This is a genomic window from Lactobacillus sp., assembly GCF_051873315.1.
GTDB lineage: Bacteria > Bacillota > Bacilli > Lactobacillales > Lactobacillaceae > Lactobacillus.
The window spans coordinates 1-11,654 of record NZ_JBJEES010000038.1 but is presented as its reverse complement, the minus strand read 5'-3'; the positions used below and the strand labels follow the sequence as shown (position 1 = coordinate 11,654).

7 protein-coding genes are annotated in these 11,654 nt (G+C 45.7%); 3 read left to right on the top strand and 4 right to left on the bottom strand.

What is annotated here, in order from left to right; all coding sequences use genetic code 11:
- Window positions 1-4,978, bottom strand: a 4,978-nt coding sequence (locus ACI32D_RS02035; RefSeq protein ID WP_439774996.1) for a mucin-binding protein, incomplete at its 3' end; no start/stop codon positions are given.
- Between the two features lie 356 nt (window positions 4,979-5,334).
- Window positions 5,335-6,534: a tryptophan synthase subunit beta gene (gene trpB, locus ACI32D_RS02030; RefSeq protein WP_439774995.1), complete on the bottom strand. Its 1,200-nt coding sequence runs from the start codon at window positions 6,532-6,534 to the stop codon at window positions 5,335-5,337.
- A gap of 452 nt (window positions 6,535-6,986) precedes the next feature.
- Here trpB and ACI32D_RS02025 point away from each other — a divergent pair, with 452 nt between their 5' ends.
- From ACI32D_RS02025 to ACI32D_RS02015, 3 genes are all read left to right on the top strand, one after another.
- Window positions 6,987-8,399 carry an ATP-binding protein gene (locus tag ACI32D_RS02025; RefSeq protein WP_439774994.1) on the top strand — a complete coding sequence of 471 codons (1,413 nt, stop codon included), beginning with the start codon at window positions 6,987-6,989 and terminating at the stop codon, window positions 8,397-8,399.
- A 138-nt stretch (window positions 8,400-8,537) separates the two neighbouring features.
- Entirely contained in the window at window positions 8,538-9,194 is a 657-nt protein-coding gene (locus tag ACI32D_RS02020; protein ID WP_439774993.1) for a hypothetical protein, read from the top strand.
- 20 nt (window positions 9,195-9,214) lie between these two features.
- Complete coding sequence (locus ACI32D_RS02015; RefSeq protein ID WP_439774992.1) at window positions 9,215-9,880, top strand: hypothetical protein; 666 nt, start codon at window positions 9,215-9,217, stop codon at window positions 9,878-9,880.
- A 64-nt stretch (window positions 9,881-9,944) separates the two neighbouring features.
- Here ACI32D_RS02015 and ACI32D_RS02010 read toward each other — a convergent pair whose 3' ends face one another.
- Window positions 9,945-10,265 (bottom strand): carboxymuconolactone decarboxylase family protein, encoded by a 321-nt coding sequence (locus ACI32D_RS02010; protein ID WP_439774991.1) that lies wholly within the window; start codon window positions 10,263-10,265, stop codon window positions 9,945-9,947.
- 20 nt (window positions 10,266-10,285) lie between these two features.
- On the bottom strand, window positions 10,286-11,320 hold the full coding sequence (locus ACI32D_RS02005) for a zinc-dependent alcohol dehydrogenase family protein (RefSeq protein WP_439774990.1): 1,035 nt from the start codon (window positions 11,318-11,320) through the stop codon (window positions 10,286-10,288).
- Window positions 11,321-11,654: the final 334 nt, after the last annotated feature.

The window sequence follows — 11,654 nt, the reverse complement described above, 5'->3', positions numbered from 1 at the left end:
CTTGTGAAGCTACTTCGTCCTTGTCTGGAGTCAAACCAGAGATAGTTGGACTAGTCACAGTCTTCAAGCTCTTAGGATCAACTAGATTCCAAGTGATTTCCTTGGTTACTAGGTCCTGGTCACCAGTTTGAGTGAAGGACAAAGTCTCTTCTACTGATGCCGGAGTATCAAAACCTGTTGGAACTTCGTAAACTACAGTCCGCTTTACATTCTGGTCACGGTCAACAGTCTTATGACCGTGCTTCAGAACTACAGTGTAAACTTGGTCAGTGTTGTCGTCAGTATCGTAGGTTGCATCATCTGGGTAGTCGCTTGATACAAATACGTAGCCAGCGTCCACCAACTTTTTGATCGTGTCGGCAGTACTGTAGCCGATCATATCTTTTGAAAAGCCGCTCAAGTTGCCTGAATCTTCGATAAGTTCGTTATTCTTATCTTCATCTACATAGTTGACCAAAGCATTTTGCAGGTTTGGAGTGTAAACAACTACGACAGTTGATGACTTATCACCATCAAAAGTTGGAGTTACTTCCTCAGAAGCAACTTCCTTCTTGTCAGCAGTCAAGCCAGCAATCTTTGGACTGGTTACGGTTTGCAAACTCTGTGAGTCAACTGGGTTCCAAGTGATTTCCTTGGTTACCAAGTCTTGGTCACCAGTCTGAGTGAAGGATACAGTTTCAGTTACTGATTCTGGCGCTTCAAAACCGGCTGGCACTTCGTAAACTACAGTCCGCTTTACATTCTGGTCACGATCAACAGACTTGTGCCCGTGCTTCAGAACCACAGTGTAAACTTGGTCAGTGTTGTCATCAGTGTCGTAAGCGGCGTCAGTTGGGTAATCGCTTGATACGAATACGTAACCAGCATCAACGAGTTTTTGAATCGTGTCCGCAGTACTGTAAGCAATAGTGTCCTTGGACAGACCGCTTAAGTTACCAGAGTCTTCAATCAACTCGTTGTTCTTGTCTTCGTCCACGTAGTTGACCAAAGCGTTTTGAACGTTTGGCGTGTAAACAACTACGACAGTAGTTGACTTGTCACCATCAAAAGTTGGCGTTACTTCTTCAGAAGCAACTTCCTTCTTGTCAGCAGTCAAGCCAGCAATCTTCGGACTAGTTACAGTTTGCAAACTCTGTGAGTCAACCGGGTTCCAAGTGATTTCCTTGGTTACCAGGTCTTGATCACCATTCTGAGTGAAGGACAGAGTCTCTTCTACTGACGCTGGAGTATCAAAGCCAGCTGGTACTTCGTAAACAACCGTCCGGGTTACCTTTTGGTCACGGCTAGTAGCTGCTTGGCCGTGCTTAAGTACAACCGTGTAGACTTGATCAACATTGTCGTCAGTGTCGTACGTTGCATCTGACGGGTAGTCGCTTGATACAAAGACATAGCCAGCTTCTTCCAATTTCTTGATCGTATCAGCAGTGCTGTAGCCGATTGCAGTCGTTGAAGCGCCAGTTAAGTCACCAGAGTTTTCAATCACCGCATTGTTTTTGTCTTGATCGACATAGTTAACCAGGGCTTTTTGGGTATTGCCAGTGTAGGTAATATCGATCGTGACGTCGCTAGTAGTTGAATCAACCCTTGCTTCCTCAACCACTTTTTGACTTGGGGTAAAACCGGCAACTTCTGGGACATTGCTAAATTCATCCCATGAAGACGTGGTCCAGTCTGAGTAAGTCGTGTTGCCAGTCTTATCAACAACCCCTGTTCTGGTAATTGTTGCTTCCTGTTTAGTGGTCTGCACTTCACCAGATGGCAGATGGACATTGATGGTTCTAGTAACCGTTCTGCTTTCTACCGTCGGCCCCAAAACCAGAATGCTGGTCGCAATGGACTTTTTAATTGGGGTAACAAACTGGTCAGCATATGCCTTGTAGCCTAAATTCAAGTACTTGCCCACATCGCCTGTTAAGCTGGTATCTTTGGCTGGAATAACGATTGAAAACAGGTTGGACGGCGTTGACTGAGCCAGCGTATCTTCTTGGACCTTGATACTCTTGATTGTTGACCAATCAGTCACTTCATCCTCGCTCAGCCAAGTAACATTGTCTTCTTCATTGCTGCTGAGGTCGACTAGACTGGTTGAATAGTAAGTTTTAGCATTAGTATCGGTGGTCGTTACCGGTCCAGTCAGCTGTACATCCCCTTCAGTCGGCAAGTTGGAGTAGATGCGGACATTGGTCAAATCACCCTTGGTCAAATTCTTCGGCGTGATCTTGAACTGCATGTCCTCAAAATCAGTCGAGAAGGATTTGCCAGTATTCTGGAAAGTTGTATCCAGGTTACCTTGACTCATGGCACCCATGGTGAATTCTTCAGTTGGAGTGAGGACGGTCAAGCTAAACTTGTTGGTTGAAATCCCGTTTGTCCAGACATTCGTTGAATCGCCTTCAGTGTATTCTGGCTTGTAGAGCTGATTGTAGTTGACGGACGTCATATACATCATCTTTGTCGTAGTTCTGACAAAGAAGTGACTGGTATATGTTCCTGGCAAAGCATCGTCACTGATGTCCGCGACAATCTTGTAATTATTGTTACGGATATTGTATTGATACTCTGATTGGCTGTAGTCCAGTTTAACTACTTGATTTGCCCCATCATTGACGTAGAAAGTTGAGACAGTCGGGTCACCGTAGAAGCTTGACGCATTTTCATTGTAAATAGCGTATTGTGGTAAAACTACGTAAATAACCGGCTTGTCCAGATTGACATTTTTAACAAAGCTCAAGTCCGTGTTGCTGAGAATAGTCAGCTTCTGGCTTTCGCCTGCCAAGCCGATCCCCCCATCTTCATAGATGCGGAAGCTGCTCATGTACTCTGGGACAATATTCTGCGTTACTTTCTGCGTCGCCCCCTTCAAGTAGTCAGAAGAAACCGTCATGGAGTTGGTCAGACTGTCGCCAGTCTTCACCGCGCTGCCATCGTCATAAGTATCAGACAAGTTCCCAGTAATCGTAAAGCGCTGCAGCTGGGTATTCGGATCCATTGCCACGCCGGCACCATCGGTTTTGGCTCCTGCCTTCCAATAGTCTGCCGTCAAAACGGCTTCCCGGATCGGGCTGTTGCCCGTAGCCTTGATCGCTTCACCCGCGGTCACTGTACCAGTGCTGGTAGTGCCATCGGCGTAGGTCAAAACATAGCTGTAACTGTTAGTGCCATCTACTTTAGGCGTAGTAATACCAGTTGCGTTAAAACCATCGGCTACCTTGATATCAAATGATACGTCGGTCAAGTCATAACTGGACAGGTTGCCAAATGCAAAAGTAGTCAGTCTGTCAGCCGTATCCTTTAAGACCAGTTCGTTGCCAGTCCAGGCACCGTAGCCCCCAAGGCTGGCGTTCCCTTTTGTGATTTCTGAATTGACGTTTTCGCTCCAGGTAATGTCAAGGTTCCCGGTCAAGGTCTTGGTTTGTGCATCATCAAGATACTGAGTGATTGTAATAGGTTTGTCTGCAGTAACTGTTTGATTGACGCTGCCGTCAAAAACATACTTGCCGACAATGTAGTATGGCGTCTGCCGAGCATCGTATGTATCAACATTGTTACCCGAACCCTTAGGCACAGTGATTACAACATCTGCCCCAATCCCATCTTGAGTAATCGTGGTTTGATCGCTAAAAGCATTTTTGGTTGCAGTATCTGAAGCGTTCAACTCAAACTGGGCCGGTACAGGGATTCGGATTTCAGTGCCATAGTTAATGCTTCTGATTACCCGGTTGCTGGAGAATGATCCGACGTCACTGGCATTATTGATACCAAGCAGCTCATTCAGACTCAAGGAGTAAGTGTAGTCCTTGTTTGGCTGGATAGTTGCCTGATATTTCTTGTCTGGGGTACGGGTCAGCTGCGGATCAACCGTTGGCTTCATGATTTGGGTAAAAGTCTCACTGACTGAGCCCAAACTATTGCCATCGGCATCTTCAGCCGACAGAATCATCTGCATCTCCCGGCTGCCAATTGAATCAGAGTCCACCATCTTATCGCCGATAGTGGTCATTTGGCTTTTTACCGATGTAAAGACAACGTTCTGAGTCAGACTGCCGGCTTCCTTTAAGACACTGGTAATGTAGAAGTAACCTGCTGCGTTGTCTTGCGTTACAGTGGTATCCGCGATACTGGACTTGGTGTAAGAATTGATGCCATACAAAATTGACATATCCTCACCAGTAACGTTTGCTGGGACCGTTAACGTGAACTTGTCTCCTACTTCCCCAGTGAAGGAAATAGTAGCTGTAATTGAGCTTCTATTACCAGTAGTTTCTCCATTTTCAGAAGTATAGCCGATTTTGTCGCTGGACAAGGTCAAAGACTTGCCTTGTACCAGGCGGTCTTCTGAATTATTGCTTACAGTAGCCGTTTGCTTGGCTTGTACCGCAGTTTCGTCTTCCGTCTTTTCTGCAGTAGTAGAAGCTGTGTCAGTGGTAGATGCTGCCTTTTCTTCTTCAGTGCTTTGGCTAGCAGTAGTTGCCGCTGCCTGGTCAGTGCTTTCCGTACTTGCTGAAGTTGCACTTGACTCTGCAGTTTCAGTACTTGCCGCGGTTGCACTTGAATCAGTGCTTTCCTTTGCCTCAGTTGCGCTGCTGTCAGAACTGGTGCTGTCTGTGCTGCTCTTTTCTGCGGTCTGAGTAGATGCCGCATCATTTGTGCTTTCAGTAGCAGAAGCAGTTTGTGTAGTCGCTGCAGAGTTTTCCGTACTGGTAATTGCAGCAGTCGTGCTTGCCGCGTCAGTCTTCGTGCTGTCTTCAGTTGATTCACTCGTTGTCTGCTGGGATCCGCTGTTTGCCGCGGCGTCAGCAACCAGTTCTGTACTGGTTTCTGCTGGAGTGGTCGTGTCGGCGGAAACGCTGCCCGCCCCCATCAGCATGAAGGAGAAGCCCAGCAATACTGAGGTAGCACCAAAACTGTACTTTCTGATACTAAACCGTTGCTTGGCATCTTCTGTTTGCCGAGCATTGAATTTTTTTGCCTTAGGCACCAACATATTCATTCCCTCTTTTATTGCTAATTTATAATACTTATTTATTCGTATATCTATCTTTAGCATAAAGCAAGAATGTTTGGATTGTCAATAATAATATTATTAGATTGTAGTTATTCTACTAACGGAAAATAAGCACTTTTAGGGAACTAGAATAGATTATAAATTATCAAATTGTTAGTCAAAGTCGATATAAAGCGAAAATACACCTTTCACCAGTTTTTACCTATAGAAAAATTGCTCTAATCTTTAGGAGAAAAAAGTGATAACAATATAATTCCTTGCGTATCTTCAGGCAAAAAGAAGACCGGAAAGAGAATGCTGACTCTTTCCGGTCTTATATATTATTTCACTTAAATTTCTTCGCCCAGGTAGGCAGCAACTTGGTTAACGTCCTTGTCCCCTCTGCCTGACAGGTTGACCATGACAATCTGGTCAGGATCCATTTCTGGCACCATCTTGATAGCTTGAGCCAAGGCGTGGGAGCTTTCCAAAGCGGGGATGATCCCTTCCGTTTCAGACAGCAGCTTGAAGGCAGCGACTGCTTCATCATCAGTTACTGGGTAGTACTCTGCCCGGCCGCTGTCCTTAAGGAAGGAATGAACTGGCCCGATGCCTGGGTAGTCCAGGCCGGCTGAGATTGAGTAAGCCGGCAAGATTTTTCCCTCATCATCTTGCAAAACGTAGCTCTTCATCCCGTCGTTGATACCGACCTTGCCGTTGGTCAAGGTTGCGGCGTTTTCCGGGGTGTCAGCCCCCTTGCCGGCCCCTTCTGCCCCGATCAAGCGGACTTCCTTGTCAGGGATGAATTCACCGAAGGCCCCGATAGCGTTGGAACCGCCGCCCACACAGGCAATGACGGCATCCGGCAGGCGGCCGACCTGGTCCAGAAATTGTTGTCTTGCTTCCTTGCTGATGACTCTTTGGAAACGTTCAACCATTTGCGGGTATGGGTATGGACCAACGGCTGAACCGACCAGGTAGAAGGTAGTGTCCAGGTTTTGGGCCAAGTCTTGGAAGGCTGCGGCAACTGCATCTTCCAGAACTTGGGTGCCGGCGGTGACTGGAGTTACTTCAGCCCCCATAAGGCGCATCCGGAAGACGTTCAATCTTTGCCGTTCACAGTCTTTTGCCCCCATGTAGATAGTGCATTTCATTCCGAAGCGGGCAGCGACAGCGGCAGTAGCGACACCGTGCTGGCCAGCCCCAGTTTCAGCGATGATCCGCTTTTTGCCAAGACGCTTGGCGATCAGGACTTGGCCTAAGGCATTGTTGATCTTGTGGGCACCCAGGTGGTTAAGGTCTTCGCGCTTAAGGTAAACTTTTGCCCCGCCCAGGCGCTTGGTCAATGATTCAGCGAAGTAAAGCGGAGTTGCCCGGCCTGAGTAATCGCGAAGCAGCTGGTTCAATTCGGCGTTAAAGTCCGGGTCATCCTTCACCTTTTCAAATTCATCCGCGATTTCATCAAGTGCTGCCTGGATTTCAGCTGGCACGTACTGGCCACCAAATTCGCCGTAAAACATTTCCTTCTTTTCTGCAGTTGCTTCAGTCATGATAGTTCTCCTTGTTTGATAGTTTGCTATTTTTAATTTATTTCTAACTATGTTTTGCTGGAGCCTATACATGTATATCTAATTTTGAGTACAAAAAAAGACTGTCTGACCAACTATGCCAAACAGTCCTTTGATTTCTTCAGAAACGATTGTCCTGGCATAGACTCCCTAGATTATTGCAATCAGTGAGTCTACACCATATAACATGCAGCCTCACTTAGTCACGCCAGTCTTGCCAAAGTTTACGTACAGTCATTTTAATCGTTCCTTTCTAAATTTGTCTTTTCTTTTGAAGTTGATTACATTTTAAGACGATTTTCAGAAACGTGCAAGAGCTTTTTGCAAAAAAATTTTGTTTTCGGCAAAATTCTTGCTGATGACTATAATTACGATTATAATAATTACGATTAGACTAAACACGATTATATTAATCATGATTAGAGGTAAACATAATGAGTCAAACTTTTATTGCCCGGGAAGCAGAGCTTGCGAGCCTGGCTGACATGTATCAGAGTCCTCGCTTTGAAATGGCGGTTATCTATGGCCGGCGCAGAGTTGGAAAGACATCTCTGATCAAAGAATTAATTAAAGACAAGCCAGCAATTTATGCAAAAGGAATTGAAGCAACAAAAGAACTCAACTTAAACTATCTGACCAATGCGGTTCTGGACTTCGAAAATCCTAACCGTTTAGATCGCAGTTTTAGCTATAGCAATTTCCGGGATATTTTTAGCAAGGTACAGGACCTGGCGAACATGCAAGATCGCAAATTGATTTTTGTCCTGGATGAATTCCCCTACTTCGCCCAATCAGCCCCAGAAATCAGCTCGGTTCTCCAGTTTGCCATTGACCACGTTTTTAAAGAGTATGACAACATCATGCTGATTCTGTGCGGATCATCAATGTCCTTTATGCAGCACCAAGTATTAGGCCATCAAAGTCCACTTTACGGCAGAAAAACTGGCCAGTTTAAAATACGGCCGTTTGATATTTTTGACACTAAGAAAATGCTCCCCCTTGTCAAGAATGAGGACCTTCTAGCCTACTACGGCATCACCGGCGGGATTCCGCAGTATCTCAGCTTTATCGATCAAGACAAAAGCATTGAAGAGAATATCAACCGGCTTTTTTTGCGGAATAATGCCATTTTGCAAGACGAGCCGAATGTCCTGTTGCAAGAAGAACTCCGGAAGCCGGCAACCTACTATTCGATCCTGGTTGCTTTAGCACAAGGGAAAACAAAGCCAAATGAAATTTACAAAGCGATCGGTTTGAACAGTGCATCTAGCTTGAGCCCCTACCTCAGCCGCTTGCAAGAACTAGAAATGGTTGAAAGGAAGTTGCCTATCCTTGAGAAAAATACCAAGAATGCCATCTACCACATCTCAGACACAATGTTTCAGTTCTGGTTCCAATATATTTCAGGCCAGCAGGATAAGATTTCACTTGGCCGGACAAGTGGTCTCTTAACAAGGATCATGGCGGATCTGCCAAACTTTTTAGGACCAGTTTTTGAGAAAGCCTGCAGGGAATGGACCTGGAGACAAGACGACCTCCCCTTCGACCCGCAGGAAATTAGCAGCTGGTGGGGCTACAATCCTGCCCTTAAACGACAAGAAGAAGTCGATTTGGTTGCCGTGAGTTATGACAAAAAAGAAGCGATTATTGGTGAATGCAAGTGGCGCAAGGCAGAGAAGCTGAGCCCGCAAATGCTAGATACCTTGCGCAGCCGCGCGGCACTGCTTAGTTCGAAATTCGGCATCACGAAAACTCATCTCTACTTCTTTGTCAAAGAGAGCAGCCCTTCTTTTAAAGAGCTGGCTGAAATGCAAAAAGTTAGACTAATTCTCTTTGATGATTTTTGAAAAAGTTGATAAAACAAGTTTCGTCAGACTTCTCATGTGAGGTCTGACGTTTTTTCGTAAGTTAGATTTTTTAAGTTCAGTTTCAGTAGTACAATATGAAGTGGTAATATTTGTTTCAAACATACGAGGAGTGAGTTTATGAAGAAAAGTGTGATAACTGGTGCACTTGTCGCAGCTGTAACTCTTGGTTTGGTGGCTGCTCCTAAGGCAGAAGCCAACTCAGCTAAGTACACGATCAAGCAATACCGGTCGGTTAGGAAGTATAGGCATGGGATGAAGGCGACTTTTTCCTACCAACTGCCGCAACTGAAAGGCAACTCCGCCGCGGTAAAGAAGATCAACAAGGACATGAAGAAGAGCTATAGTACCGAGAAGAAGAATTCGAAGACGGTCTTCCACTTCGCTAAACAAGACGCGGCTGATTTTTCTAACCAAAGCTATTTCGATACGATAATCGCAAAGGCAACCTATAACAAGAGAAAAGTTATATCATTTCGGACTTATAAGAAATGGTGGGCTGGCGGTGTCAGGCGAGACACCTTAGACAGCTTGACTTACTCACTTAAAACTGGCAAGAAGTTGAACGTTTATGACGTGGCTAAAGGCAGTCGTGCGAGTGTGAAAAAGAAGCTTGTTAAAGGCGCCAAAAAGTTTGGGGCCGAAAGTTACTACTTTAAGTCAATGGATTTAAAGGATCTGAGCTTTGTTTTGAAGAACGGCAAGGTATATGTGTACCCACAAGTTAATGGCCCAACCATGCTTAAGTCCTTCACCCTGCCTGCTCGGTACAAGTAATAGCTAATTGGAGAAATAACATGAAAAAGAAATATGTTGTCGCTAGTGCCCTTGCATTGGCTCTGTCTGTAGGATTAGTTACCAGTTCCAAAGCAGAAGCTAGCAGCTCTGCGAAGTACTACTTTAAGCAATATAAAACAGTTAGAAAATACAAGCATGGGATTAAAGCTATTTTTGCCTACAAACTACCACAATTGAAAGGCAATTCAGCTGCCATCAAGAAAATCAATGAGTCTTTACGAAAAAGCTATACGGCTGAACTTAAGCACAAGAAGGAATTATTTGAGTTCGCAAAATGGGATTCCAAGCATGTAGGTACTCATACAACCTACGATGATATTGTAAAGCCACGTGCAACCTACAATAAAAATGGCGTTATCTCCTTTAGATACGGTCAAGATTATAATATTGGCGGAAGCGCTACTTACTTTACAGGTAGTTGGACCTACTCCCTTAAGACTGGAAAAAAGCTTACTGTTTTCGATGTTGCGGAAGGCGATAAAAGTAGTATAGGCACACAACTCTATTATGGCGCTGTAGACCTTGGGGCTGACGATGAGTACTTACGCACCACGCATGCTTCTAAGATGAATTACACTCTTAAGGGCGGAAAAGTATATGTATATCCACGGATTGCCGCGGCATACAACAGTAAGTACTTCGTCATCCCTTCCCGCTACAAGTAATCAGCAAAAACAAAGATCGTCATTCCACCCATGTGGTCTGACGATCTTTTTTGCATATTCTGGTTTAGTCTCCGTAAACTTCTTCAATCAAAGGGAAAGTACTCCACGCCTTAGGCCAGCCGCAGTAGAAAGCCAGCTGAGTGACAATCTCCACTGCCTCTTCCTTGGTGATTCCATGCTTTTTGCCCAATTCCAAGTGGCTCTTCAGTTGCGGGTACAAGCCTGCGGAAAACAGTGCGGCAATGGTAATCATGCTCCGGTCTCTAGCCGACAATTTGTCTTCTCTTGACCAAACTTCCCCAAACAAAACGTCATCGTTCAGCTCCGCGAACTTTGGTGCTAACTTGCCCAAACGATCGCGGCCTGCAGTTTGTTTTTCTGCCATTTTTATCACCCATAAAAAAATTACTTGTCTGCCACAACCAGCAATGACTTAATTGCTTGCCGCTGGTCCATTGCATCGTATGCGTCTTGCACATGATCAAGGTCAAAACTCTTAGTGAAGACCTTGCCTGGGTGGATTTCACCCTTTAAAACAGCGTCCAGCAATACTTCATGGTCGTAAGTAGTGACGTTAGCGATCCCGCCACGCCAGCCGACATTCTTCCAGAAGAACTTGTTGGTTTCCGGTTCCTTTTGCGGAACCCCTACCCGGCCGACAACCGCACCAGCACGGGCAATCTGACCAGCCTGGTCAATAGAGCTGCTTGCCCCAACGCATTCCAAAACAGCGTCAGCGCCGTAGCCGCCAGTCAGTTCCAAAACCTTCTTGACCGCGTCTTCACCGCGTTCACTAACGATGTCAGTTGCCCCGAATTCCTTACCCAAGGCTGCCCGGTCTTCGTGGTGACTGAGCAAAATGATCTTTTCAGCACCGAGCAATTTAGCCGCGATAACCCCGCACAAGCCAACCGCGCCGTCACCGATAACTGCTACCGCATCCCCCGGCTTAACCTCCGCGCTAGCCGCAGCATGGTAGCCGGTTGCCATAACGTCTGATAAAGTCAACAGGTCTTTCAATTGCTCTTCAGTGTAGTCGCTTGGCTGGCCAGGGATTTTCACCAAGGCGCTGGCGTTCTTAAAACGCAGCTTTTCTGCCTGGTAGCCCTTGTTGCCGCCGGCTTCTACGTTAGGACAGTTGCCATCAAAACCAGCCTTGCAGATCTTGCACTTCATGCAGCCGTGAGTAAAGGGAGCGATAACAAAGTCACCAACCTTGACATTGTCGACCTTGTCACCGACTGCTTCCACGATCCCGATGGCTTCGTGGCCAACCGTGCCTTCAGGCCGGTCAGAGATGCCTCTGAACCACCACAGGTCTGAACCGCAGACGCAGGCTCTAATTACGCGAACCACCGCGTCGGTGTCTTGTTCAAGTGTCGCGTCTTCAACTTCCCGGGCTTCAACCAGGCCCTTTTTAACGAAATATGCTGCTTTCATTTTTTCTCGCTTTCTCTTGTAAAAATTCGCTAATATTCTTTATGATTATTGTAGCCTTTAGCTATAATTTTGGCGATTACTTAGCTTGTATATTGGTATTCATGAAAGGTATAGTCCCTTAGATTACAAAACCGTAAGCACCCAATAGCAGAGTATATTAAAATCCCATCCTAGCAATGCTAAGATGGGATTAATCAGTTTATGGGACTTTACTTGCAGTGGAGCTGAACATTCTCAGCCCATGGTAAATAGGCTTCCAGACGTTGATTGTCTAATAACGACAGCTCATTGGGCAGCTTGTCTAGAAGATAGTTGATATATTTGAATTGATCCA

Excerpts from the sequence above, each read along its gene's own strand:
- trpB (WP_439774995.1), bottom strand. The coding sequence starts at position 6,534 with ATGACTGAAGCAACTGCAGAAAAGAAGGAAATGTTTTACGGCGAATTT.
- ACI32D_RS02025 (WP_439774994.1), top strand. The coding sequence starts at position 6,987 with ATGAGTCAAACTTTTATTGCCCGGGAAGCAGAGCTTGCGAGCCTGGCT.
- ACI32D_RS02020 (WP_439774993.1), top strand. The coding sequence starts at position 8,538 with ATGAAGAAAAGTGTGATAACTGGTGCACTTGTCGCAGCTGTAACTCTT.
- ACI32D_RS02015 (WP_439774992.1), top strand. The coding sequence starts at position 9,215 with ATGAAAAAGAAATATGTTGTCGCTAGTGCCCTTGCATTGGCTCTGTCT.
- ACI32D_RS02010 (WP_439774991.1), bottom strand. The coding sequence starts at position 10,265 with ATGGCAGAAAAACAAACTGCAGGCCGCGATCGTTTGGGCAAGTTAGCA.
- ACI32D_RS02005 (WP_439774990.1), bottom strand. The coding sequence starts at position 11,320 with ATGAAAGCAGCATATTTCGTTAAAAAGGGCCTGGTTGAAGCCCGGGAA.